Below are 25,026 nucleotides of genomic sequence, written 5' to 3' on the forward strand. Positions count from 1 at the left end.
CCCAAACTTTTCCGAAGTTTGGACTTTATCGCAAATTAACTGCGTTGAAAAAGTAATCAACAATTTCAACTAAATCATAATTAATACATTACCTTATATGTAAAAAAACAGATAGAGTACATTGCTGTAACTCTACAGTTAATTATAAAATCAATTACTGCTAATTAGCAAGTATTAATTGATTAAAAATCAGAAAGATAAAATAACTGTTCAATAAAATGTCATAAAATGTTATTGAACAAAATATAATGGGGTATCGATTTTTACAAAGCATTGATATAATTAAAAGTGGCTCTTAAGTAGTAGGGTTGTGATTTAAGCGTTTATTCTAGTAGGATGAATATGATACAATCACAATGGTTCTGAAAATTTTGAAATGATACGTGTATGATCATCATGAAAAAGTATATGAGATAAATACAATAATTAAATTACAACTTAAGAATTTGGAGGTGTGAGTATGCCGTTATTTTTAAAGCCAGTATTTCATGAGAAAATTTGGGGTGGCAATCGTTTAAAAGATTATGGATATGATTTACCCAGCGATTATGTAGGAGAAGTATGGGGGATATCAGCACATCCAAATGGTAAGTGTGAAATATTGAATGGTCTATATCAAGGACAAACTTTGGATCAAGTTTGGAGTGAGCATCGCGAGTTATTCGGTGACTTTCCAAGTCAAGAGTTTCCCTTGATGACTAAAATTGTAGATGCAAGAGAATCATTATCGATTCATGTTCATCCTGATGACGCCTATGCATATGAAAATGAAAAAGGACAATATGGCAAATCAGAATGTTGGTACATCATTGATGCTGAAGAAGACTCAGAGATCATCTATGGATTAAATACAGAATCAAAAGACATCGCAATAGATAAACTTGACGAAGAAGATTACGAAGCATTGTTAAATAAGGTGAAAGTTAAGCCGGGTGAGTTTTATTTTATACCTGCTGGAACAATTCATTCTATAGGAGAAGGTATACTTGTTTATGAAACAATGCAATCTTCAGATGTTACATACCGGGTGTATGATTATGAACGCACGCACGATACTGGTGATAAACGTGTGTTAAATAAAGATAAAGCTAAAGACGTCATTGAACTTTCTAATGATAATATTAATATACCGACAGATACAGAAATTATCGAAAATCATAAAAGAACCCAACTTGTGTCTAGTGACTTTTTTACCATTGTAAAATGGAAAATTTCTGGAACTTTAAATTATATGAAACCGAGAGAGTTCGTATTAGTTTCTGTACTTAAAGGTGAAGGACAAGTCATTATAGATGGAGAAGTATATACCTTAAACCAAGGACAGAATTTTATCCTAACTTCAGATGATTTAGACACTATATTTGAAGGCGATTATGAATTAATTGTAAGTTATCTATAGTTAAAATAGTGGGAGAGTATGAGTGTGTACAAATTTTTATATGTTTCTTTAATTTGTGGCCTATTAGCTGGTGCTGGCACGTTTTTAAAATTACCTGTGTTTCCCTCAATGGCTTTTCCAATTATAATCGGTGCGCTTGGTATTATTTCAGCATTAATTACGCTTCCAGATAAAGAGATAAGCGGTATGTTGAAATTTGGTGGTGTATTAATTAATTTGATGCCTATTATGGGGGCGCTAACTTTAGCGCAATGATTTGTGAATTTGAGGCTGAGACATAATTAATGTCTCAGCCTCAAATATGATGTCATAAATATTTAGATAACATAGAATAGTTATATAGTACATTTTAAAGAAACAGGTTAGATTGTTATGCAAATAACGAAATTAGTGATTTTACATCTAGACTGAAAGGCGATCTGACATCTTTATATAAACTGTTAAAATTTACTAAATCCATTTAAACTTTCAAAGTTTACCGATGAATAAATATGTTAAAATAGAATTTAAATTGGGGGTGACAAGGTTGGATAAAGTAAGAGGGATAATTATGACATTGGTTATAGCGATGGTAGCTACAATTATGGGGAGTAAGTTTCCAATAATTGGAAGTGCTATTTTTGCTATAATAATTAGTATAATAATCAATAACGTAATATTAATTCCCAAAAAATATGAAGCAGGTATCAAATTCAGCAGTAAGAAAATACTGCATTATAGTATTGTAGTGTTAGGATTTACACTAAGCTTTCAATCAATTGGTATCATTGGCTGGAAGTCATTGCCAATTATTATTGTTACATTATGTGCGGCGTTTTTAGCAGTATTCTTATTGATGAAGATATTTAAAATAAATGAGCATCTTAGTATATTGATTGGGGTTGGTACAGCGATATGTGGTGGTTCTGCCATCGCAGCAACTAGCCCAGTTATCAAGGCGAAAGAAAGTGAAGTTGCTTTTGCAATTTCAACTATTTTTTTATTTAATTTATTAGCTGTTTTTATCTTTCCGCCTTTAGGTCACATTATGCATATGAGTCAAAGTACATTTGGCTATTTTGGCGGAACTGCAATTAATGATACTTCAAGTGTAATTGCTGCCACATCAAATTATGGTAAAACATCATTAGAAACTGGTGCAGTTGTAAAATTAACACGTACATTAATGATTATCCCAGTCGTATTATTTTTTACATATAGAACGATACGAAAAGAAAGAGAAGCACAGACCGATACATCAATTGCTAAAATCTTCCCGTGGTTTATTGTATGGTTTGTTGTAGCTTCCTTAATTAGTACTATTTTCAATTTTTCGCCTATGGTCATAAGCTTTTTCCAACAAGTAGCACTATTTTTAATTACAATGGCTATGGCAGGTATTGGTTTAAATGTTAACTTTAATCAATTTAAACAGGCTGGCTTTAAACCAGTATTACTTGGTTTAGTTACATGGATTGTAGTGATTGTTACAAGTTTGATAACAATGAAATTAGTTAACTTACTATAATGTTTGTTCTAAATGATTTTTTTGAATATAATAGGAAAAATAGAATTTTATATGAGATAAGGAGTATCTAAATGGTAGAGGAAACAAGTTATTTTTGGTTAAACTGCGGTTATAATCGCTGGAATCATAATGAACCAATGGTAGGGCAAACGACATTATTTGAATCAGGTGCACAATTTAATCCTTCACAAGGTTTCCGATCCTTTAAACAAGCTAAAGTAGGAGATCGAGTTGTCTTCTATCAAGTACAAATGGATACTGGCTTATTAGGTTTTGGGGAAATTACAAGTGTTCAAACTGGTGCACAAAATAAAATTCGTGTCCATTTTCAATTACAAGAACAACTGAACCCTTTAACAGCTGATTATTTAAAGAGAAGTGACCAATTAGAATTTAGAATGAGTAACATGAAAGAAACACTTTTTAATCAAATTACAAAAGAAGAATTTGAATTAATTGTTAGTTTAGGTAAAGGGGAAACTAAAATACCTAGATACTTTTTTGTATCGGAAGCACAAGATTTTGAATCTAATTCATATAATACAATTTACACACATACTTACAATGGTATTAAACGCAATGGCTACCATTTTTATACGCAACTTGAGATTGGAGATAAAATCATTTTTTATAATAAAAAACGAGATCAATCTGTTATTGGTGTAGGAGAAGTCAGTAAACATATACATGAAAAGGCACCGATACCTGGTAGGACTAATAGTACCGCTATTGAAGTTTACTTTGAAAAAGAAATTGAACCTGTATCACTTAGTACATTGAACAAACATCCTAAACTAAAAAATATTTACTTTTTACAAGAAAATGCTAAACAGGCTATTGCTAGCTTGTCTCAAGTACAATTTGAAGCAATTTTTGATATGAGTGCAAATGATGGTCTGAAATCACAATTTGAGTCCGTTCCTACTGAAAATGTCATTGATAAAGCACAAGAAGAATTAAAACCATTCATTTTGCTAGTTGTAGATAAGGGTGAAGGTCTAAAAGCAGCAGAAGACTTATTACAGAAGACAAACGCGAATCCTGTCATAACAACAGGACACCCTGACTTCAATGAAGATATGCTCTATGGTAAATATTTACCAAATGAGACAGGAGCACTGTATTATAGAGAAGGATTTATTACTAACCTTATGCCTCGAAAAGATAAAAGTTATTTAGTGATAGATAACTTTAATCGAATTGATCCAGATGTATTTCAAGCTTACATTAATGTATTAGAAGGGTATGAAGTGACGCTACCACGCTATAATAAAGATGGTACAATGGTAAAATGGTCTAGAAAGAAAGATTCATACTACCACTTTAATCCTAACTGGCATATTGTGGGTGTAACTTATGATAACTTAAATGATATTAAACAAAAATATACTGAACAATTTTTGAAATACACTAGAATTGTGAAGGTGAACCAAGACTAGTATAAACTAGTATCACAAATCACGAATAAGATACCGTCAATATTTCAACCGTCTATGTGCATAAAAGCATGTTAATCACTGTCCTTAGACTTGTCTTTAAAAATGTTTTAATTATATTAACTATGATTCAATATCATGTTTAAGTTTTAGATATTCACATATTTTTTATCGCGGAAATTAGCTTACAATCGTCTTATTTATAGATGAGGTAAGCTTTTTTTATTATGATTATCCATTTTATATTGAATAATATATTATTTGTAACCAGTAGCAGTATGATTTATTTTATGTAATTTAGGTTATAATAATGTTAGGAGAATTTTAATTTATGAATAATTAACTATAAAGTTATATAATATAAGGAGTGTTAAATATGCCAATAGTTTATTACGATAGCAATTGTGTTTATTGTTATAATTATGCAATATGGCTGATACAAAAAGGTTTGTCTAGACGCTATCAATTCGCATCATTACAAGGCGAAACAGCACAGAACCTATTATCAAACTATCCTGAAACTCAACAATATGATAGCGTTATATTACAAGAAGGGGATCATTTAGAATATAAATCAGATGCAATTACAACGCTGATAACGTCATTGACTAATTATAAATGGATAGGGATACTATTACATTTAACACCTAAATTTATTAGGGATTTAGGTTATCAATTATTTGCTGACAATAGAAATCATATGTGGAAAACACATTGGCATCAACCAAATGATTATGAAAAATCTTTTTTTATTGATTAATGAATTTCAACTGAAACTACGGAGGATACAGACATGGGAAAAATTATAGTGATAGGTAGCGCATCAATTGATTTGGTAGTACAAACAGAAATCTTACCTGAAGCTGGAGAAACAGTAATGGGGGAATCATTCTTTACTAATCCAGGAGGTAAAGGTGCAAATCAGGCAGTCGCAGCAGCTCGATTAAGTAATGAGGTTTATATGATAGGTGCTGTCGGTGACGATGATAATGGTAAACAAATTCTATCAAATTTAGAACAGAATAATGTTAATACAACTTATATGGATATTATCGAAAATGAAAAATCTGGGACTGCCCACATTACTTTATTTGATGATGATAACCGTATCATTGTAGTACCAGCATCAAACAACTATGTAACAGCAGAAAGTGTTCTACCAAAACTTGAAAATTTTAGTGCAGGAGACATTATTGTAATGCAACACGAAATACCTGAATCAACAATAAAAGACGTTGTTGATTATGCTATTGACCATGATATGAAGGTTATATTAAATCCAGCACCATATCGAAAATTGGATAACACAATAATTGGAAAAGTAACGTGGTTAACACCGAATGAGACTGAAAGTGAGCTGCTATTTGATAATCAAGTTGATGATGCATTAAAAGCATACCCACATAAATTGATTGTTACTAAAGGTGCTTCTGGTGCAATGTATTATAGCGATTCTCAACAATTAGTTGAGGGGTACAAAAAGCAAGTAGTTGATACAACAGGTGCAGGTGATACATTTAATGGTGCATTAGCAGTTGCACTAATTGAGAATAAGCCATTAGAACAGGCAGTTGCTTTTGCTAATTTAGCAGGCAGTTATTCAGTGACTGGATTAGGAGCTCAGGGTGCAATGCCATACAGAAAAGACCTGGAATAAACGCTACCTTATTGTTATAATATAAGTGGCTATTTTAATCTGTATACAGATTAAAATAATTCTAATTTATCGGGCTATAACTCTTTACAGATTATAATTATTATTATATAATATTTATTGTAATTAAAGATTTGTGTCGTCATTTGTGACGATAATAAATTTTAAAAGGAGAGATTTTTTATGGCAAAAAGTAATGAAGAAGTAGTAAAAGTATTAAATCAACAAGTAGCAAACTGGACAGTAGCATTCACCAAATTACACAATTTTCATTGGTATGTAAAAGGGCCTAATTTCTTCTCACTACACACTAAATTTGAAGAATTATACGATGAAGCAAGCCAATACATTGATGATTTAGCTGAACGAATTTTGGCAGCAGGTGGTAATCCAGTAGCAACTTTAAAAGAAAGTTTAGAACTTTCAATTATCGAAGAAGCTGGAAAAGGTTATAAAGCTGAAGAAATGGTTGAAGAGCTTGCAAAAGACTTCGATAATATATCAAAGCAGTTAGAACAAGCAATTGAAGTTGCTTCAAATGCAGAAGACGACGTAACTGAAGATATGTTCATTGGTATGCAAACAAACATTGATAAACATAACTGGATGTTAAAATCATATTTAGGTAGATAATCTATTCAGGCTAAAATATAAATAAATATAAAAAGAAGCTTTTCAGACATTTGGTGTACTGAGAAGCTTTTTTTGTTTATCTCAAAAAATAAAAGGTATACTGTAAATGGTCTATTTCAGTATACCTTAAGAGTAAGGTTTAATATTGAGTTATTCTGCGATTTCTAATGCAATTTCCATCATTTGAGTAAATGAGTTTTGACGTTCTTCAGCTGTTGTAGCTTCATCGCGTAAGATATGATCACTTACAGTAAAAATACCTAAGGCTTTTTTATTTGCATAAGTGGCATTTAAATATAATGCTGCAGATTCCATTTCAATACCTAAGACGCCCATACGTTGCCATCTTTCATTGAATGTTTCGTCAGCATTATAGAATGTGTCAGATGATAAGATATTACCAACATGAGTTGTTGCACCAATATCGTCTGCTTTTTGTTTTGCTTTTAATATTAAGTCAAAATCTGCCAATGGTGCAAAATGGCCAGGGATATTATATTGCTCAACATAACTGGAATTTGTTGAAGCGCCTTGGGCAATAATAACGTCATAAAGGTTTACATTTTCTTGTAATGCACCGCAAGAACCGATGCGAATAATTGTTTCAACATTAAAGAAATTATAAAGTTCATAAGAATAAATACCAATACTTGGTACGCCCATTCCAGAGCCCATTACTGATACTTCCTTACCATTGTATGTACCTGTATAACCAAACATATTACGTACTTCGTTAAACTGTTCAACATTTTCTAAATAATTATCAGCAATATATTTTGCGCGAAGCGGATCGCCTGGCATTAATACAGTTTTAGCGATTTTAGTCCCATTAGGTTGAATATGAGGTGTTGCTTTTGTCATAGTCATCTTCTCCTTTAAATTCTTTATCAAATTAAAGATAACATTTGTTTATTATTTTTGCTAATTTTTGTAATATAGAGATAAAGAAAAGTTATTTATTAAGGATATGTTATTAATTTTGCTTTATAATTATAAGTGGTATGAAAACATATAGATAATTAGGAGGATTTAATATGAATTACGCAAAATATATAGATCACACATTACTTAAACCTGAGTCTACGAGAGCTCAAATTGATAAAATTATTGAGGAAGCTAAGTCATTTAGCTTTAAATCAGTCTGTATCAATCCTACACATGTTAAATATGCTGCAGAACAACTTAAAGGTTCTGATGTATTAGTATGTACGGTTATCGGGTTTCCTTTAGGTGCAGCTACAACAGAAACAAAGATATTTGAAGTTGAAGATGCGATTAAAAATGGTGCGTCTGAAGTAGATATGGTTATCAATATTGGAGCACTAAAAGACGGTCGTTTTGATGAAGTTCAAAAAGATATTGAAGGTGTGGTAGGCGCTGCTAATGGAAAAACAGTTAAAGTTATTATTGAGACATGCCTGTTAACAGATGAAGAGAAAGTTAAAGCATCAGAATTAAGTAAAGCAGCAGGTGCTGATTTTGTTAAAACTTCAACAGGTTTTGCAGGTGGAGGCGCTACTCCAGAAGATGTAAAATTAATGAAAGATACTGTAGGAGAAGACTTAGAAGTTAAAGCTTCTGGTGGCGTAAGAAACTTAGATGACTTTAATCAAATGATTGAAGCTGGCGCTACACGTATTGGTGCAAGCGCTGGTGTTCAAATCGTTCAAGGTTTAGAAAGTAATTCTGACTATTAATTACTCATTAACCACGGGAATATCAATGTTTTTAACGTCTTTATTTGAAAAGGGAGGCCAACTCATATGAGAATGGTAGATATTATTGAAAAAAAACGTGACGGACAAGTATTGACTAAACAAGAAATTGAGTACTTTATTGAGGAATATACCAATGGTAATATTCCAGATTATCAAGCATCAAGTATAGCTATGGCGATATATTTTCAAGACATGAATGATGATGAACGTGCAGCATTAACAATGGCTATGGTGAATTCTGGCGATGTTATAGACTTATCCAATATCGATGGGATTAAAGTAGATAAGCATTCAACTGGTGGTGTGGGTGATACTACTACGCTAGTATTAGCGCCTTTAGTAGCATCAGTAGGAGTACCTGTCGCCAAAATGAGTGGACGTGGTCTAGGACATACTGGTGGAACGATTGATAAATTAGAATCTGTAGCAGGTTTCCATGTAGAGATCAGTGAAGATAAATTTGTTAAATTAGTCAATGAAGCAAAAGTAGCAGTAATAGGTCAAACTGGTAACCTCACACCAGCAGATAAAAAATTATATGGTCTTCGTGATGTTACAGGGACTGTAAATTCAATTCCATTAATTGCGTCATCAATCATGAGTAAAAAAATTGCTGCAGGTGCAGATGCCATTGTTTTAGATGTAAAAACAGGTAATGGTGCGTTTATGAAGACAATCGAAGAAGCTGAAGCGTTGGCGCACGCAATGGTTAGCATTGGTAACAATGTAGGTAGAAATACGATGGCTATTATTTCTGATATGGGTCAACCGTTAGGCAATGCCATTGGAAATGCTCTAGAAGTCAAAGAAGCAATTGAAACTTTACAAGGTAAAGGTCCAAAAGACCTTACAGAATTAGTGATGACACTAGGCTCACAAATGGTCGTTGTAGGTGGTAAAGCTAAGGACTTAGACGAAGCACGTCAATTGTTAGAAAATGCAATTCAAAATGGTTCAGCATTAGAAACTTTTAGAACATTTTTAGAAAATCAAGATGGTGATGGTTCAGTTGTAGATGATGTAAAAAAATTACCACAAGCTAAATATCAAATTCAATTACCATCACCAAAGACGGGTGTTGTAACTGAAATCGTTGCAAATGAGATAGGTATTGCTTCGATGATGTTAGGTGCAGGTAGACAAACAAAAGAAGATGATATTGATTTAAGTGTTGGTCTCGTACTGCATAAAAAAGTAGGAGACAAGGTGAATGAAGGAGAAGCACTATTAACCATTCATAGTAATAAAGAGCAAATTGATGACGTCAAAGACAAACTCAATCAAAATATTACGATAAGTCAAACTGGTACCGAACCGACATTGATTCATAAAATTATTACTGAATAGGAGTGAACGTCATGACTACACCATTCAAACGTGTACATTTAATTGTTATGGACTCAGTTGGTATTGGAGAAGGACCTGATGCCAAAGCCTTTAATGATGAAGGCAGTCATACATTAAAACACACATTAGCAGGATTTAATCAAAACTTGCCTAACTTACAAAAGCTGGGGTTAGGTAACATTGATCCTTTGCCAATTATTGGACAAGAGTCACAACCACAAGCGTTTTATACTAAAATGAGTGAAGCGTCAGTGGGTAAAGATACAATGACTGGTCATTGGGAAATTATGGGTCTAAATATAATGCAGCCCTTCAAAGTATATCCAGAAGGCTTTCCTGAAGAACTCGTTAGTGAAATAGAGTCATTAACTGGTCGTAAAGTTGTAGCAAATCGTCCTGCCTCAGGAACGCAGATTATTGATGAGTGGGGAGAGCATCAAATGAAAACTGGTGATTTGATTGTATATACATCAGCGGATCCTGTGCTTCAAATTGCTGCGCATGAAGATATAATACCTTTAGAAGAGTTATACGATATATGTGAGAAGGTTAGAGAGTTAACTAAAGATCCAAAATATTTGATAGGTAGAATTATTGCTAGACCATATATAGGTGAGCCTGGTTCGTTTAAAAGAACTTCCAATAGACACGATTATGCCTTGAAACCGTTCGGAAGAACAGTAATGAATGAATTAAAAGATAACGGTTATGATGTGATTGCCCTAGGTAAAATAAACGATATCTTTGATGGAGAAGGCGTGACAGAATCAATTCGTACTAAAGATAATATGGATGGTATGGATAAATTAGTTGAAACAGTACAACGAGACTTTAATGGTATGAGTTTCTTGAATCTTGTTGATTTCGATGCCTTATATGGCCATCGTCGTGATAAAGGTGGTTACGCACAAGCCCTTAAAGAGTTTGATGAGCGTCTGCCAGAACTTATTAATCATTTGCAAGAAGACGACTTAGTGATTATTACAGCCGACCATGGAAATGATCCGACTGCAGACGGCACAGATCATACAAGAGAGTTTGTACCAGTATTGATGTTTAGTCCGAAAATTAAAGACTACCATGAATTAACAGTCGATAACACATTCAGTTCTTTAGGAGCGACGATTGCTGATAACTTTGGTGTGAAATTACCAGAGTTTGGCAGAAGTTACTTAAAAGAAATGGGTGTTGAAAAGTGAATAAAATAACGAGAGTGATTTTTGGCATTGTTTTTAGTATTGCTGGTATTTTGCATTTTAAAGACGAACAAAAATTTAGAGCAATTATACCAACATATCTTCCATTTAGAAAGGCGGCAGTATTAATTACTGGTGTGTTTGAAGTGATTTTTGGTTTGTTATTGCTGACTCGCAAACCTTCGTCATGCTTGAAAAAGGCTATCATTGCTTTTTTATGGGCGGTGTTTCCAGCTAATATTTATATGGCGCGTAACAATATTCCATTAGGTGGTCAAGAACTGCCTAAGTGGGCATTGTATGGTAGACTTCCGCTACAGTTTGTCATGATTAAAATGATAAGTAAACTATAAGTCATTAGTTTGAATAAATAGAAACGCTTCAAAGTGTACATTAAAGAATGTCTGCTTCGAAGCGTTTTTTGCGTAGCGATAAGATTGTTATATTTACTATTAATAAATTTATGATTTATAAAAAAGAAGAGGTTAGGCATGAAAGTGCATGCTTAACCTCTTCTTTTTTGTTGATAATAAGTAATTGCTTATGTTCTATCTTTTGTAGAGACTTCAGTTTAAAGTTACTTACTTTCACCATAAATATCATGCCATTCATCTTTTTTATCTAAAAATGTTTGCGCGATTTCTTTTGCGCCTTCTAATGAATGACTTGCTGCCCAACCACATTGTACTTCATTACAAGCCGGTACCTCTGTAGCATTTAATACGTCTTGAATTGTTTTTTCGATGATTTGTAGCACTTCTCTATAATCATCGTGGTTGATGAACGAAACGTAAAAGCCAGTCTGACATCCCATTGGACTGATATCAACGACTTTATCTGAATGATTACGGATATTTTCAGCCATAAGATGTTCTAGTGAATGTAATCCTGGCATATCCATATGCTCTTTATTTGGTTGTTTGAAGCGAATGTCATATTTATGAATAACATCTCCGTTTGCGCCTTCCATTTTTCCTGCGAGTCTTACAAATGGCGCAGATACAATTGTGTGGTCTAAATTGAAGCTTTCAACATTCATTTTTGGCATGGTGTTATCCTCCTAATATTTTACATAAACTAATTGTAACAAGACCAAACAGTATTTACAATTTCTGTATTTGGGTAAAGTCATAGAATAGCTAACAATTATTATAAATTTCAGAAAATTAATGACAGAATCCAACAAACCCGATAGAATAAGTAATAATTAAAACAGGTTTTGTACATTATGAATTATAAATTGTGTTATTAAATAAATTACTTATTGCGTTTCACTTTAGTGTACATCGCTATAAAGGCAATATTAGGAGGGCGTATTTATACTATGGAAAACAAACAAATTATTTTAGATTACATAGAAAATGATAAATATAAATTTTTGGAAATGAGCCATCAAATACATCAAAGACCTGAATTAGGAAATGAAGAAATTTTTGCATCTAGATCACTAATTGAAATGTTAGACAGCAATGATTTTGAAGTTGAAACGGATATCGCTGGTCATGCTACTGGTTTCATAGCTAGATATGAATCAGATTTACCGGGTCCTACAATAGGATTCTTAGCAGAATATGATGCATTACCAGGTTTAGGTCATGCTTGTGGTCATAATATTATTGGAACGGCAAGTACTTTTGCGGGTATTGCGTTGAAACAACTCATAAATAAAATTGGAGGAAAAGTTATTGTACTTGGATGCCCAGCTGAAGAAGGTGGGGAAAACGGGAGCGCTAAAGCAACTTATGTTAAAGAAGGTGTTATTGACGAATTAGATATTGCGTTAATGGTGCATCCCGGTAATGAAACTTATAGAACGATTAATACATTGGCTGTAGATGTTTTAGATATTAAATTTTATGGTAAAAGTACACATGCTTCTGAAAATGCTGATGAAGCTAGAAATGCATTAGACGCAATGATTTCTTATTTTAATGGTGTAGCACAATTAAGACAACATATTAGAAATGGACAACGTGTACATGGTGTCATATTAGACGGTGGTAAGGCGGCTAATATTATCCCGGACTATACTCATGCACGTTTTTATACAAGAGCAACTTCGCGTCAAGAATTAGATATATTAACAGAACGAGTAGGACAAATTGCAAAAGGTGCAGCCATTCAAACTGGATGCGACTATGAATTTGGACCAATACAAAACGGTGTAAATGAATTTATAAAATCTTCTAAGCTAGATGATTTGTTTGCAAAATATGCAACTGAAATGGGAGAAGCTGTTATAGATGATGATTTTGGATATGGTTCAACAGATACGGGGAACGTAAGTCATATTGTACCTACAATACATCCTCATATTAAAATAGGATCCCGTAATTTAGTTGGCCACACGCATAGATTTCGTGAAGCTGCAGCAAGTACACAAGGTGATAATGCCTTAATTAGAGGCACAAAGATTCTTGCCTTAATGGGTTTAGAATTAATCACTAATAAAATGTTGTTTGATGAAATTATCGAGCAACACCGATATATAAAGGAGCATAAAAAATGACTAATCAAAGCTCTCTGCATCCTCAATTAACACTTAGTGATCTATATGATTCTAGTATTGTCTATACTTCACGGCCATCATATGTTTCGAACCCTTGGTTAGAACCTGAAGAACATCAGTCCAATTTTCTAACTGGTAGAGAGCTCATCATTGCTAACCAAATGCCTGTAATAGTACATGAGGCATGTGTTACAAATAAATTGAAAATTTTGTTTGAAGCTGTGGATAAAGCCATGCCTACAAACATTATTCAATTTAATAATCGAAGAAGTTATGAACAAGTGATCCAAGATTTAGCATTGAATGACAATAAAAAAATATATTTCCAATATATTCATGGTGAAGATATTGTAAACAAAGCGTATTATGCATTAAATAAAGATGTTTTTATGGCTTTAAATAATAAAGCACGTATCCCAGAGTGGACTAATTACAAATATTTACCTAAAAGAGAAGTTGTAGCAATTGATGATTTTTGCCACGCAGTTTCTTTTTGGGAATTTCCATTTGTATTAAAACCAGGCGACGACTTACCTACAGCAGGTGGATATGGCGTTATGATTTGTAATGATGAAAAAGATTTAGACCAAGCTAAAATCCGAATTGATCAAGCAAAAAGCGAAACAGACACAATTATTATAGAACAAAAAGTAGAAATAGTTACGAATTATTGCGTGCAATATGCATATTCTAAATATACAGGTATTCAATATATTGGTACATCTGACCAAATTACAGATGATTATGGTTCTTACAAAGGTAATCAAAACACACATGATGTTCCACAATCAGTGATTCAAGCTGGCAGAGAGATAATGGAAATAGGTGTAGCGAAAGGGTATTTTGGTATCGCTGGATTCGATTTGTTGTTAGATAAGAATGGTGAAGTATTTGCCATAGATTTAAATTTTAGACAAAACGGTTCAACGAGTATGTTATTACTAGAACCTATGTTGCAAGGCAAATATCATAAATTCTTTAGTTATATAGCGCCAGATAATTGCGATAATGAACATTTTTTTAAAGTAATTGAGAAATATGTAAATAAAGGCGTATTGTTCCCATTATCTTATTATGATGGTGACTGGTATAAGAATGAAGTTGTTCAATCAAGGGTTGGTTGTATTTGGCATGGAGAAAGCAAAGCCTTAGTGGAATCTATGGAGCGACAGTTTTTAGAAGAACTGAAAAATAACCTATAGGCGCATTGATTGATGAATGCATGTAATTTTATTTGTGATTGTAACCAGCTAATGTATCTATAATAGTAAGTTTAAGACGCCATTGTAGTAGCAGTTGTTTGTTGTCACATTTCTATCATGAATGTCTATTGTATAATGTCTCGTTTATTATCGGCGATTGACTAGAGCCATGCAGTCCTTTATATTCTTAATATAGGTAAATTATTATGAATGGATTGAAGGTGTTTTGATGTCTTATAAAGAAAGTTCATTTTTTAAAGAAATATTAATTAATGAAGTGTTTTATGTAGCAACGGAAGCAAAGGAATTAATCAGACAAGAAGTAGATGAAAATAAAGTCGTATGTACTTGGACTGATAAAGAGACTGCCGAAGCTTACTTGAAAAAGCAAAAAATTGATTACGATAAAATTAAAAAGATAGATATCGATCGTTTTGTAACTTATGAAATCGATAATGTCTTTAGCGATAACGAACAAGTATTGATGAACCCTACTTCTGAGAAAGATGGTGAACTTATACCAATCGCAGAAGCTACGGATGAATTAATGTCTGATTTAGATAATATTCGTTTGAAAGAATTTGTTAAGGATGTTGCAAAAGAAGACGCAGTGTTTGGTTTGACAAATAAAAACGTTAAGCAATTCCTTATGATTAGTGATGAATCACATCAAAGACCTAATATCATGCCTGTATGGAGTATCAAAAAAAGAGCTGAGAAGGTAAGAGATGAAGATTTTGAAGAGTGTGACATTATAGAAGTAGAAGGTGAAGTATTCGCTGAATGGTTAGATGACTTACGAGATGATGATAACGCAGTTGCAATCGATTTGAAACCAGGCGTTTTAGGTAGTGTAGTACCTGCACAAAAAGTATTGGATCAGCTTCCTTTTTAAAATAAAAGGGCTCTAAGACATGAAAATATGTCTCGGGGCCCTTTTAACTTTATAGACAGTAAAGAACTTAAATGAAAATAAGCTTATAAATGAATAGCACCTAGAGCGCCTGAAAAGGCACCGTGTTCGATATAATACGGTTTGAAGCCTCTTAATACTGTATAGTCTTTAACGACCTCTTTTAATAATTCATTATTATGAAATGATGAACCGATATATGCAACGTTTTCTGTGTTATGCTCTCTAGCTACAGTAATAGACATTGTAGTAATAACTTCACCGACGACACCTATAACAGAGGCCAGTTTATCTGCTTCTGTAAAGTTAGTATCTAAATTATGTAAGACATTACCAAAGTTTGCTGCTGTTAAATCACCAGAGATTGGTGGCTCACTATCTTTGTAAATGTGTTTTACTTTCAAGTCAATGATATCTCTATTACCATTTTGAGCAGTATCAGTTAAAATTTTATAGTCTTTGATTCCAGTCAATAAGTAACCTAGGCCTTGTATCATACCTCCACCCGTACCAACGCCCCCAACTCGCTGTTGACTGTTTCCGTTAGAAAAATGTATAGAAGTACCTGTACCTACATTTGTGAAAATGTAGTCATCTAAAAAGTGTCCTTGTTCTTCAAGTAGTATTTCCAGCCCTTTAGCAGCGGCATCAAACTCAACAAATATACGTGCATCAAAATTTAATTTTTCATTTATGAGTGCAGCTTGACCGCCTGTCAAACTAATACTTTCACAGTCTTGTTGGTTCAACCATTTTATGACATCATCGATTTCCGTTGTTAATCTTGTATTATATTCACGTTTACCGGCATAATCTTGAACAATTTTAATAAGCGTCCCACCAGCATCGATGCCAATTTTCATCTAAAATTCCTCCTAAAAAATTTCATTTTAACTAATAGTATAATAAAATTTAAGAAAATCAACTATGAATTTGCTAGAGTGCCAATTTCTTCACTTTTCTTCACTTGAAGTAAGTATTATATTATAAAAGTAGACATGCAAAAGATATATGCAAATATTTTATTTTTTCAATAGATATTTCGATGGTTAAAATACTAATTATTAATAGAGCAATGAATAGCTTTTTAAATTAAATCCAGATTTATAGATTATTTTATGTGTAATAGTGGTATTAATAATTACTACTACGTTTTAAATAGGGGATATTAAAATGGTGATTAAGCAAAATTTTGAAAATATTATAGTACAAGAGTTTGAAGAGAAGTATAGACAGGCTCTTTATGAGTTTAATTTAAATGAGCGTCAACAAATCTATTCTTCTTTACCGAAAGATGTGTTAGATGATGCAATAAATGATGAGGATAGGATTGCCAATATTGCACTAAATAAAGCGGGAAATGTTGTTGGTTTTTTTGTGCTACATCAATATTATCAGCATGAAGGATATGATACACCTAGCCAAGTTATTTATGTTAGGTCTTTATCTGTAAATGAAGATTACCAAGGTTATGGCTACGGCACAAAGATGATGATGTATTTGCCTCAATATGTTCAAGATTTATTTCCGAATTTTAACCACTTATATCTTGTGGTTGATGCAGAGAACAAAGGTGCATGGAATGTATATGAACGTGCAGGTTTTATGCATGCTGCAACGAAAGAAGAAGGGCCAATTGGTAAAGAGCGATTATATTATTTAGATTTGGATTCTAAGCATGTCTCATCTTTAAAGTTAAAGCCAAATATAGATGAACAACCCTTTAACATACACATCATAGACTTAATAAAAGATGGGCAAAAAGTTGGCTTTATAGCTATAGAGAGACATGATGGACGAATGAATATTTCTAAGATTGAAGTAAATAAAGATAAAAGACATCATGGTATTGCAGAAAGTGCTTTGAGACAACTAGCAACATATGTTAGAAAGCATTTTAAAGATGTAGAACTTTTGACAATTACTCTCTATGGAGAGAATAATGAATTAAAACCATTATGTATAAATAGTAATTTTGTTGAAATTGAGGCGGCTGATGACTTTATTGTCTTTGAAAAATATATAAATTACTAAATGCGATTGCGAAATCAAGCATTGTCATTTATAATTTACATTTGTTATTATTACTTATGATAAACTTAGTACTGATTTGGATAAATGCCTTTGAAAGGAAGAATAAATAATGAGAATTCAAGATTATACAAAAGAAATGGTTGATGAGAAATCATTTATCGATATGGCTTACACATTATTAAACGAAAAAAATGATACGATGAATTTATACGATATCATTGATGAATTTAAAGCGCTAGGTCACTATGAAGATGAAGAAATTGAAGATAGAATTGTTCAATTCTATACGGATTTAAACACAGACGGACGTTTCTTAAACGTTGGAGAAAACATTTGGGGCTTACGTGATTGGTATTCAGTTGCTGATATCGAAGAAAAAATTGCTCCTACAATTCAAAAATTCGACATCCTAGATGACGATGCTGAAGAAGATAAAAACTTAAAATTACTTGGTGAAGATGAAACTGAAGATGATGATGATATTCCAGCAGTAACCGACGACCAAGAAACATTAAATGACCCAGAAGATCCTGAAGAAGACGATGTAGATGAAGATCTTAATGAATCAGATATCGTTATCGATGAGGACGACGAAGATTTTGATGATGAAGAAGACGAAGAAGAAGAAAAAGAAGAAGATGAAGAGGATTTTGAAGAATAATTCTTCGAGATTTAATTGACTTTTTTCAAGAACATGATAAAATTTTATTCGGGCTCCTTTAAATAGGACGACGTGTATAAATAATATACGCTCCCCCTTACAACCATGTGAGAGGGAGCGATTTTTTTATTTAAATTACTATATAAGCTTTATAATATTTTTAATTTAGGTGATTGTTTGTAAAGGCAATTCGTATGTATAAATAATTTGCTATGTAAAAGCTATCTCACAAATTAATTAACTACTGAATTAGAAATGTGTTTGTCAATCATAGGTATTGAAGGAAATTACTGTTTTAATAATAGGAGGCAGAACATGACAAAATTTATTTTTGTAACTGGTGGAGTTGTTTCTTCATTGGGTAAAGGTATCACAGCAGCATCTTTAGGTAGATTATTAAAAGATAGAGGATTGAAAGTAACTATCCAAAAATTTGATCCTTATTTAAACGTAGATCCAGGTACGATGAGCCCGTATCAACATGGTGAGGTATTTGTAACGGATGATGGTGCAGAAACAGACCTAGACTTAGGACATTACGAAAGATTTATTGATATAAATTTAAATAAATATTCAAATGTAACTGCAGGTAAAGTCTATTCTCATGTATTGAAAAAAGAGCGTCGTGGTGATTATTTAGGTGGTACTGTACAAGTTATTCCACATATTACGAATGAAATAAAAGAACGTTTACTTTTAGCAGGAGAAAGTACAAATGCAGATGTTGTTATCACTGAAATCGGTGGTACAACTGGTGATATTGAATCATTACCGTTTATCGAAGCAATTAGACAAATTCGTAGTGATTTAGGCCGTGAAAATGTGATGTATGTACATTGTACGTTACTTCCTTATATTAAAGCTGCTGGTGAAATGAAAACAAAACCAACACAACATAGTGTGAAAGAATTGCGTGGACTTGGTATACAACCAGACTTAATTGTAGTTAGAACAGAATACGAACTGACACAAGATTTAAAAGATAAAATTGCCTTATTCTGCGATATTGATAAAGCAAGTGTTATCGAATGCCGTGATGCTGAATCACTATATGAAATTCCATTACAACTAAGTAATCAAGATATGGATGACATTGTGATAAAACGTTTAGAATTGAACGCGAAGTATGAAACTCAACTAGATGAATGGCAATATTTATTAGATACTGTAAATAGTTTAGATGGTAAAATAACAATAGGTTTGGTAGGAAAGTATGTAAGTTTACAAGATGCTTATCTTTCAGTTGTTGAATCATTGAAACATGCTGGATACCCATTGAAAAAAGATATTGAAGTAAGATGGATTGATTCTAGCGAAGTAACAGATGAAAACGTCTCAGAAGTTCTAGCTGATGTAGATGGCATTTTAGTACCAGGTGGATTTGGTTTCCGTGCAAGTGAAGGGAAAATATCTGCGATTAAATATGCACGTGAAAATAATGTACCTTACTTTGGTATTTGTTTAGGTATGCAACTTGCCACTGTTGAGTTTGCCAGAAATGTAATTGGTCTTGATGGTGCACATTCTGCTGAATTAGATCCTAGTACACCACACCCAATTATTGACTTATTACCTGAACAAAAAGATATCGAAGACTTAGGTGGAACTTTACGTTTAGGATTATACCCTTGTCATATTCAAGAAGGTACTTTAGCTCATGATATTTACAACGAAACGAATATTGAAGAAAGACATCGTCATCGTTATGAATTTAATAACGATTATAGAGAACAGCTTGAAGCGAACGGCATGGTATTCTCTGGTACAAGCCCAGATGGTCGTTTAATTGAAATGGTAGAGATTCCTGAAAATGACTTCTTTATTGCTTGTCAATTCCATCCAGAATTTTTATCAAGACCTAACCGTCCTCAACAAATTTTCAAAGCATTTATTGAAGCATCTTTAAAATATCAACAAAGTAAATAATATAGATTTAACGCGATATCAGAAACTTAGTGTTTAGCTAATTTCTAAATATCGCGTTTTTTATAGTTGTATTAAAATATAAAATTCAAATCGGTATATTTATATAAATAATGGTATAAATTATAAGATTTTCACTTTTCGAATAAAAAATGTGAAATAAAAACGCTTACAATTATATAGAAGAATGCAAAAGTGATATTACTTTGATATAATTAGATTGTAAAAATATGTGCTTAAAGCACCAAGGAGGAACTTTCATGCCTTTAGTTTCAATGAAAGAAATGTTAATAGACGCAAAAGAAAATGGTTACGCGGTTGGTCAATACAACTTAAATAACTTAGAATTTACACAAGCGATTTTAGAAGCTTCTCAAGAAGAGAACGCTCCAGTAATCCTAGGTGTATCTGAAGGTGCTGCTCGTTATATGGGTGGTTTCTACACAGTTGTTAAAATGGTTGAAGGATTAATGCACGACAAAGAAATTACTATTCCTGTAGCAATTCACTTAGACCACGGTTCAAGCTTTGAAAAATGTAAAGAAGCAATTGATGCTGGTTTTACTTCAGTAATGATTGATGCTTCTCATGGTTCATTTGAAGATAACGTTGAAATCACTTCAAAAGTTGTTGAATATGCACATGAGCACGGTGTTTCAGTTGAAGCAGAATTAGGAACTGTTGGCGGACAAGAAGATGATGTTGTTGCTGAAGGCGTTATCTATGCAGACCCTAAAGAGTGTCAAGAGCTTGTTGAAAAAACAGGTATCGATACATTAGCTCCAGCCTTAGGTTCAGTACACGGACCTTATAAAGGTGAACCTAAATTAGGATTCAAAGAAATGGAAGAAATTGGTGCTTCTACTGGTTTACCATTAGTACTACATGGTGGTACAGGTATCCCAACTAAAGACATCCAAAAAGCAATTCCTTTTGGTACAGCTAAAATCAATGTAAACACTGAAAACCAAATTGCTTCTGCTAAAGCTGTTCGTGAAGCGTTAGATAACGATAAAGAAGTTTACGATCCTCGTAAATACTTAGGACCGGCTCGTGAAGCGATTAAAGCTACAGTAATTGGTAAAATTAAAGAGTTTGGTACATCTAATAAAGCTAAATAATTTAACTGTTATATAGCAAAAGTTGACTAGGTTATAATTACAATTTAAGCTACTGCTAAGTGGTTCAACCATAAGAACTGCAATTGTCTAATTACTAAATAAGCTTTTAGATATCTAGTCGTTTTCTGGGGCGAGAATAAGAAATCAAAATTGAATTTTTGATTTCTGTTTCGCCCCTTTTTTTATGTTATAATTTGTTAGGCTTTGAAAGCTGATAAATAGAATTACAGTGCTTTACATAATTTTTATAAACAAATCTTAAAAAAATGATTTAAATTGTAAAATATTGGGAATTAAAAATTATAGTAAAAAATTATATGCATTATGCAGCACTTAATTAAATTTGAAATAGATTTTATGAAACTGTTGTGCTTTGCAAACTGTAATCATTTAATTTATAATGCAAATGATATATTAGAATAGAATATCGATTGAAAGGCAAAGGAGAACAAGCGAATGGCTCAAGAAGTGATTAAAATTAGAGGTGGGCAAACACTTAAAGGTGAAGTGAATAACCACGGTGCTAAAAATAGTGCAGTAGCAATTATACCAGCAGCAATATTGGCTGAAGACAAAGTAACAATTGAAGGCCTTCCAGAAATCTCTGATGTAGAAACTTTAGTAAGTTTACTTGGAGATCTAAACATTGAGACAGATTTAGAAGGTATGACATTACATGTTAACCCTGAAAATATTGAAAATGCACCATTACCAAATAATAAAGTAGAATCATTACGTGCTTCTTATTATATGATGGGAGCAATGTTAGGTAGATTTAAAAAATGTGTCATTGGTTTACCTGGTGGATGTCCTTTAGGGCCAAGACCGATTGATCAACATATTAAAGGGTTTAAAGCATTAGGTGCAAAAGTTGATGAATCAAGTAGTACTTCTATGAAGATTGAAGCAGATAGATTGGTCGGCGCAAATATATTTTTAGACATCGTAAGTGTAGGCGCTACGATTAATATCATGTTGGCAGCAGTACGTGCTGAAGGACATACAGTTATTGAAAATGCTGCAAAAGAACCAGAAGTGGTTGATGTAGCTAATTTCTTAATGAGCCTTGGAGCTGATATTAAAGGTGCAGGTACAAGTACAATCAAAATTAATGGGGTAGAACGATTGCATGGTTCACATCATCCAGTAATTCCCGATAGAATTGAAGCAGGTACATATATGTGTATTGCAGCTGCTTGCGGTGAGAACATCAGAATTAATAATATTATCCCAACGCATGTAGAGCCACTTACAGTTAAACTGAAAGAATTAGGTGTAGGCATCCAAGTTGATGATGACAGTGTACTTATTAGACGTAGTATGCCTTATTCAAGTGTGGATATTAAAACATTAGTATATCCTGGTTTTGCCACTGACTTACAACAACCAATAACACCTTTATTATTTATGGCTGATGGTGTGTCGTTTGTCACTGAAACGATATATCCAGCTCGTTTTAAGCATGTAGATGAACTGAAAAATATGGGTGCGAATATTTCTGCAGACAATGGTACAGCAACTATAAAACCATCGAAATTAACTGGTGCTGATGTTTACGCTAGTGATTTACGTGCAGGTGCTTGCCTTATTGTAGCTGGATTGTTAGCAGAAGGGGTTACAACTATTTATAATGTGAAGCATATTTATCGTGGTTACACAAACATCGTAAAAACTCTAAAATCACTTGGTGCAGATATTTGGACTGAAGAAGTTTAAAAAATGTGGTATACTAAATATACTAAGTAAAAAGTTGTGTATTTAGTGATATGTGTTTTAGAATAAAATCGATAATGAGGTGATGGCCATGGAGATTTGCCCTTATCTAGAAGAAACCTTTAAAATCGTAGGTAGAAGCTGGAATGGTCTTATTATTAATTATTTATCTAGATGTACGGAAAAATCTGCTCACTTTTCAGATATGAAGCGTGATTTGAAGACGATAACACCACGTGCACTTAGTATAAAATTAACTGACCTAACGGAATGGGGACTAGTAGAGAAAAATGTAGTATCTACAAGCCCAATGAATATTTTGTATCAGCTTACAGATAAAGGTGATGCTTTAGCGGCAGCGTTAGTACCAATGGAAGAATGGGCACAAGAGTATATTGAACTTGAAAACAAGTAACTCAATACCTTGTACAATCGAGTCTGAGACGTCAATATGATGTTTTAGGCTCGTTTTTTATGTATTAGCAGCTGTGAGCAGTTATGTTTAAAAATACAAAATCTCGGTTAGAATATAATTATCAACATAACTTAAGGAGTGAATATATATAATGAGAAATTTCACTAAACAATATATCAACGGTGAATGGATTGAAAGTGCAAGTGGCGAAACAATAGAAGTTATCAATCCTGCAACAGAAGAAGTAGCGGGTACAATCGCGAAAGGTAACAAAGAAGATGTTGATAAAGCAGTAGATGCAGCAGAAAATGTATATTTTGAATTTAGACACAGTTCAGTTCAAGAAAGAAAAGAACTATTAGATAAAATTGTGCAAGAGTATAAAAATAGAAAAGAAGACCTTGTAGAAGCTATTACTGATGAACTAGGTGCGCCATTAGACGTATCGGAAAATGTCCATTATCAAATGGGGTTAGATCACTTTGAGGCAGCACGTGATGCATTAGATAATTTTGAATTTGAGGAGCGCCGTGGCGATGACTTAGTTGTCAAAGAAGCTATTGGTGTGGCTGGTTTAATCACACCTTGGAACTTCCCTACAAACCAAACATCACTTAAATTATCAGCGGCATTTGCAGCAGGAAGTCCAGTAGTTTTAAAACCATCGGAAGAGACTCCGTTCGCAGCAATTATTTTAGCTGAAATTTTTGATAAAGTAGGCGTGCCAAAAGGTGTATTTAACTTAGTCAATGGTGATGGTCAAGGCGTAGGAAATCCTTTAAGTGAACATCCTAAAGTTAGAATGATGTCATTTACTGGTTCTGGTCCAACAGGCTCAAGCATTATGAAAAAAGCTGCGGATGATTTCAAAAAAGTATCACTTGAACTAGGCGGTAAATCACCATATATTATCCTAGATGATGTAGATATAGATGAAGCAGCAAGTGCAGCAACTGGCAAAGTTGTTACAAATACTGGTCAAGTATGTACAGCAGGTACTAGAACACTCGTACCTGAAAGTATAAAAGAAGATTTCTTAACAGCTGTAAAAGAGAAGTTTAGTCAAGTTAAAGTAGGAGACCCACGTGCAGAAGGCACTGAGGTAGGACCTATCATTAGTAAAAAACAATTTGACCAAGTTCAATCATACATTGATAAAGGTATAGAAGAAGGTGCAGAATTATTTTACGGTGGACCAGGTAAACCAGAAGGTCTGGAAAAAGGATACTTTGCACGCCCAACAATCTTTAACAATGTAGACAATGATATGGTAATTGCTCGAGAAGAAATATTTGGTCCTGTTATGTCAATTATCACTTATAATGATGTAGACGAAGCTATTAAAATCGCAAATGATACAGAATATGGTTTAGCAGCATATGTATATGGTGAGGATCAAGAAACGTTGCACAAAGTAGCGCGTTCATTAGAAGCAGGTACAGTTGAAATTAATGAAGCAGGACGCAAACCAGATTTACCATTCGGTGGCTACAAACAATCAGGTATTGGTCGTGAATGGGGAGACTATGGTATTGAAGAATTCCTAGAAGTTAAATCAATTGCAGGTTACTATAAATAATTTATTTTTAATAGGTTAATTATTTGAAGATGAGGCATATAATTTATGCTTCATCTTTTTTCTGAT

Annotated in this window: 24 protein-coding genes; 21 read left to right on the forward strand and 3 right to left on the reverse strand. The window is 33.1% G+C overall.

Annotated elements, in window-relative coordinates; all coding sequences use genetic code 11:
* Positions 1-460 precede the first annotated feature (460 nt).
* The 7 genes from ACSUE0_RS12330 (at position 461) to ACSUE0_RS12360 (ending at position 6,629) form a co-directional block, all read left to right on the forward strand.
* Positions 461-1,399, forward strand: coding sequence for a type I phosphomannose isomerase catalytic subunit (locus tag ACSUE0_RS12330; protein WP_119615011.1), 939 nt, complete (start codon positions 461-463; stop codon positions 1,397-1,399).
* A gap of 18 nt (positions 1,400-1,417) precedes the next feature.
* Entirely contained in the window at positions 1,418-1,654 is a 237-nt protein-coding gene (locus ACSUE0_RS12335) for a hypothetical protein (protein ID WP_430459426.1), read from the forward strand.
* Positions 1,655-1,925: 271 nt separating this feature from the next.
* On the forward strand, positions 1,926-2,906 hold the full coding sequence (locus ACSUE0_RS12340; protein WP_436957572.1) for a YeiH family protein: 981 nt from the start codon (positions 1,926-1,928) through the stop codon (positions 2,904-2,906).
* Positions 2,907-2,977: 71 nt separating this feature from the next.
* Positions 2,978-4,345, forward strand: coding sequence for an EVE domain-containing protein (locus ACSUE0_RS12345; protein WP_436957574.1), 1,368 nt, complete (start codon positions 2,978-2,980; stop codon positions 4,343-4,345).
* 373 nt (positions 4,346-4,718) lie between these two features.
* A complete protein-coding gene (locus tag ACSUE0_RS12350) occupies positions 4,719-5,102 on the forward strand; it encodes a thiol-disulfide oxidoreductase DCC family protein (protein WP_017722057.1) in 384 nt (127 codons plus the stop codon).
* Between the two features lie 33 nt (positions 5,103-5,135).
* Positions 5,136-5,999 carry a ribokinase gene (gene rbsK, locus ACSUE0_RS12355; protein WP_119615125.1) on the forward strand — a complete coding sequence of 288 codons (864 nt, stop codon included), beginning with the start codon at positions 5,136-5,138 and terminating at the stop codon, positions 5,997-5,999.
* A 180-nt stretch (positions 6,000-6,179) separates the two neighbouring features.
* Positions 6,180-6,629 (forward strand): Dps family protein, encoded by a 450-nt coding sequence (locus ACSUE0_RS12360; RefSeq protein ID WP_436957576.1) that lies wholly within the window; start codon positions 6,180-6,182, stop codon positions 6,627-6,629.
* A 150-nt stretch (positions 6,630-6,779) separates the two neighbouring features.
* On the opposite strand, the gene deoD is transcribed toward ACSUE0_RS12360, so the two are convergent.
* The gene (gene deoD, locus ACSUE0_RS12365) at positions 6,780-7,490 is read right to left on the reverse strand and encodes a purine-nucleoside phosphorylase (protein ID WP_017722060.1); all 711 of its coding nucleotides are present in this window, start codon (positions 7,488-7,490) and stop codon (positions 6,780-6,782) included.
* Between the two features lie 173 nt (positions 7,491-7,663).
* On the opposite strand from deoD, the gene deoC reads away from it, so the two are divergent.
* From deoC to ACSUE0_RS12385, 4 genes are all read left to right on the forward strand, one after another.
* The gene (gene deoC / locus ACSUE0_RS12370) at positions 7,664-8,326 is read left to right on the forward strand and encodes a deoxyribose-phosphate aldolase (RefSeq protein WP_119614623.1); all 663 of its coding nucleotides are present in this window, start codon (positions 7,664-7,666) and stop codon (positions 8,324-8,326) included.
* A gap of 66 nt (positions 8,327-8,392) precedes the next feature.
* Entirely contained in the window at positions 8,393-9,694 is a 1,302-nt protein-coding gene (locus ACSUE0_RS12375) for a pyrimidine-nucleoside phosphorylase (RefSeq protein WP_119614622.1), read from the forward strand.
* Positions 9,695-9,705: 11 nt separating this feature from the next.
* Complete coding sequence (gene deoB, locus ACSUE0_RS12380) at positions 9,706-10,893, forward strand: phosphopentomutase (RefSeq protein ID WP_436957579.1); 1,188 nt, start codon at positions 9,706-9,708, stop codon at positions 10,891-10,893.
* Positions 10,890-11,243 carry a DoxX family protein gene (locus ACSUE0_RS12385; protein WP_119614620.1) on the forward strand — a complete coding sequence of 118 codons (354 nt, stop codon included), beginning with the start codon at positions 10,890-10,892 and terminating at the stop codon, positions 11,241-11,243. Before deoB ends, ACSUE0_RS12385 begins: the two co-directional genes overlap by 4 nt.
* Before the next feature lie 224 nt (positions 11,244-11,467).
* On the opposite strand, the gene ACSUE0_RS12390 is transcribed toward ACSUE0_RS12385, so the two are convergent.
* The gene (locus ACSUE0_RS12390; RefSeq protein WP_119614619.1) at positions 11,468-11,938 is read right to left on the reverse strand and encodes an S-ribosylhomocysteine lyase; all 471 of its coding nucleotides are present in this window, start codon (positions 11,936-11,938) and stop codon (positions 11,468-11,470) included.
* Between the two features lie 276 nt (positions 11,939-12,214).
* On the opposite strand from ACSUE0_RS12390, the gene ACSUE0_RS12395 reads away from it, so the two are divergent.
* From ACSUE0_RS12395 to ACSUE0_RS12405, 3 genes are all read left to right on the forward strand, one after another.
* Entirely contained in the window at positions 12,215-13,399 is a 1,185-nt protein-coding gene (locus ACSUE0_RS12395) for a M20 family metallopeptidase (protein ID WP_119614618.1), read from the forward strand.
* Positions 13,396-14,601, forward strand: a complete 1,206-nt coding sequence (gene ldmS, locus ACSUE0_RS12400; RefSeq protein ID WP_436957582.1) for an L-aspartate--L-methionine ligase LdmS — start codon at positions 13,396-13,398, stop codon at positions 14,599-14,601. Before ACSUE0_RS12395 ends, ldmS begins: the two co-directional genes overlap by 4 nt.
* A 229-nt stretch (positions 14,602-14,830) precedes the next feature.
* The gene (locus ACSUE0_RS12405; RefSeq protein ID WP_119614616.1) at positions 14,831-15,496 is read left to right on the forward strand and encodes a DUF2750 domain-containing protein; all 666 of its coding nucleotides are present in this window, start codon (positions 14,831-14,833) and stop codon (positions 15,494-15,496) included.
* Positions 15,497-15,579: 83 nt separating this feature from the next.
* Here ACSUE0_RS12405 and coaW read toward each other — a convergent pair whose 3' ends face one another.
* Complete coding sequence (gene coaW / locus ACSUE0_RS12410) at positions 15,580-16,377, reverse strand: type II pantothenate kinase (RefSeq protein ID WP_436957584.1); 798 nt, start codon at positions 16,375-16,377, stop codon at positions 15,580-15,582.
* Between the two features lie 310 nt (positions 16,378-16,687).
* On the opposite strand from coaW, the gene ACSUE0_RS12415 reads away from it, so the two are divergent.
* From ACSUE0_RS12415 to ACSUE0_RS12445, 7 genes are all read left to right on the forward strand, one after another.
* Positions 16,688-17,548 (forward strand): GNAT family N-acetyltransferase, encoded by an 861-nt coding sequence (locus tag ACSUE0_RS12415; protein ID WP_119614614.1) that lies wholly within the window; start codon positions 16,688-16,690, stop codon positions 17,546-17,548.
* Positions 17,549-17,657: 109 nt separating this feature from the next.
* Positions 17,658-18,209: a DNA-directed RNA polymerase subunit delta gene (rpoE, locus tag ACSUE0_RS12420; protein WP_119614613.1), complete on the forward strand. Its 552-nt coding sequence runs from the start codon at positions 17,658-17,660 to the stop codon at positions 18,207-18,209.
* Between the two features lie 315 nt (positions 18,210-18,524).
* Positions 18,525-20,135 carry a CTP synthase gene (locus tag ACSUE0_RS12425; protein ID WP_119614612.1) on the forward strand — a complete coding sequence of 537 codons (1,611 nt, stop codon included), beginning with the start codon at positions 18,525-18,527 and terminating at the stop codon, positions 20,133-20,135.
* 257 nt (positions 20,136-20,392) lie between these two features.
* Positions 20,393-21,253 carry a class IIb fructose-bisphosphate aldolase FdaB gene (gene fdaB, locus ACSUE0_RS12430; RefSeq protein WP_017722073.1) on the forward strand — a complete coding sequence of 287 codons (861 nt, stop codon included), beginning with the start codon at positions 20,393-20,395 and terminating at the stop codon, positions 21,251-21,253.
* A gap of 456 nt (positions 21,254-21,709) precedes the next feature.
* Positions 21,710-22,969 carry a UDP-N-acetylglucosamine 1-carboxyvinyltransferase gene (locus tag ACSUE0_RS12435; protein WP_119614931.1) on the forward strand — a complete coding sequence of 420 codons (1,260 nt, stop codon included), beginning with the start codon at positions 21,710-21,712 and terminating at the stop codon, positions 22,967-22,969.
* 88 nt (positions 22,970-23,057) lie between these two features.
* Complete coding sequence (locus ACSUE0_RS12440) at positions 23,058-23,381, forward strand: winged helix-turn-helix transcriptional regulator (RefSeq protein ID WP_119614930.1); 324 nt, start codon at positions 23,058-23,060, stop codon at positions 23,379-23,381.
* Between the two features lie 151 nt (positions 23,382-23,532).
* Positions 23,533-24,960, forward strand: a complete 1,428-nt coding sequence (locus ACSUE0_RS12445) for an aldehyde dehydrogenase family protein (RefSeq protein ID WP_119614929.1) — start codon at positions 23,533-23,535, stop codon at positions 24,958-24,960.
* The last annotated feature ends 66 nt before the right edge of the window (positions 24,961-25,026 follow it).

The organism is Staphylococcus sp. AS1337 (genome assembly GCF_051408735.1).
GTDB classification, from domain to species: domain Bacteria; phylum Bacillota; class Bacilli; order Staphylococcales; family Staphylococcaceae; genus Staphylococcus; species Staphylococcus xylosus_B.

Excerpts from the sequence above, each read along its gene's own strand:
- ACSUE0_RS12445 (WP_119614929.1), top strand. The coding sequence starts at position 23,533 with ATGAGAAATTTCACTAAACAATATATCAACGGTGAATGGATTGAAAGT.
- ldmS (WP_436957582.1), top strand. The coding sequence starts at position 13,396 with ATGACTAATCAAAGCTCTCTGCATCCTCAATTAACACTTAGTGATCTA.
- ACSUE0_RS12335 (WP_430459426.1), top strand. The coding sequence starts at position 1,418 with ATGAGTGTGTACAAATTTTTATATGTTTCTTTAATTTGTGGCCTATTA.
- ACSUE0_RS12390 (WP_119614619.1), bottom strand. The coding sequence starts at position 11,938 with ATGCCAAAAATGAATGTTGAAAGCTTCAATTTAGACCACACAATTGTA.
- ACSUE0_RS12435 (WP_119614931.1), top strand. The coding sequence starts at position 21,710 with ATGGCTCAAGAAGTGATTAAAATTAGAGGTGGGCAAACACTTAAAGGT.
- ACSUE0_RS12350 (WP_017722057.1), top strand. The coding sequence starts at position 4,719 with ATGCCAATAGTTTATTACGATAGCAATTGTGTTTATTGTTATAATTAT.
- deoC (WP_119614623.1), top strand. The coding sequence starts at position 7,664 with ATGAATTACGCAAAATATATAGATCACACATTACTTAAACCTGAGTCT.
- deoD (WP_017722060.1), bottom strand. The coding sequence starts at position 7,490 with ATGACAAAAGCAACACCTCATATTCAACCTAATGGGACTAAAATCGCT.
- ACSUE0_RS12345 (WP_436957574.1), top strand. The coding sequence starts at position 2,978 with ATGGTAGAGGAAACAAGTTATTTTTGGTTAAACTGCGGTTATAATCGC.
- ACSUE0_RS12425 (WP_119614612.1), top strand. The coding sequence starts at position 18,525 with ATGACAAAATTTATTTTTGTAACTGGTGGAGTTGTTTCTTCATTGGGT.
- coaW (WP_436957584.1), bottom strand. The coding sequence starts at position 16,377 with ATGAAAATTGGCATCGATGCTGGTGGGACGCTTATTAAAATTGTTCAA.
- ACSUE0_RS12415 (WP_119614614.1), top strand. The coding sequence starts at position 16,688 with ATGGTGATTAAGCAAAATTTTGAAAATATTATAGTACAAGAGTTTGAA.
- ACSUE0_RS12440 (WP_119614930.1), top strand. The coding sequence starts at position 23,058 with ATGGAGATTTGCCCTTATCTAGAAGAAACCTTTAAAATCGTAGGTAGA.
- deoB (WP_436957579.1), top strand. The coding sequence starts at position 9,706 with ATGACTACACCATTCAAACGTGTACATTTAATTGTTATGGACTCAGTT.
- fdaB (WP_017722073.1), top strand. The coding sequence starts at position 20,393 with ATGCCTTTAGTTTCAATGAAAGAAATGTTAATAGACGCAAAAGAAAAT.
- ACSUE0_RS12395 (WP_119614618.1), top strand. The coding sequence starts at position 12,215 with ATGGAAAACAAACAAATTATTTTAGATTACATAGAAAATGATAAATAT.
- rbsK (WP_119615125.1), top strand. The coding sequence starts at position 5,136 with ATGGGAAAAATTATAGTGATAGGTAGCGCATCAATTGATTTGGTAGTA.
- ACSUE0_RS12375 (WP_119614622.1), top strand. The coding sequence starts at position 8,393 with ATGAGAATGGTAGATATTATTGAAAAAAAACGTGACGGACAAGTATTG.
- ACSUE0_RS12330 (WP_119615011.1), top strand. The coding sequence starts at position 461 with ATGCCGTTATTTTTAAAGCCAGTATTTCATGAGAAAATTTGGGGTGGC.
- rpoE (WP_119614613.1), top strand. The coding sequence starts at position 17,658 with ATGAGAATTCAAGATTATACAAAAGAAATGGTTGATGAGAAATCATTT.
- ACSUE0_RS12405 (WP_119614616.1), top strand. The coding sequence starts at position 14,831 with ATGTCTTATAAAGAAAGTTCATTTTTTAAAGAAATATTAATTAATGAA.
- ACSUE0_RS12360 (WP_436957576.1), top strand. The coding sequence starts at position 6,180 with ATGGCAAAAAGTAATGAAGAAGTAGTAAAAGTATTAAATCAACAAGTA.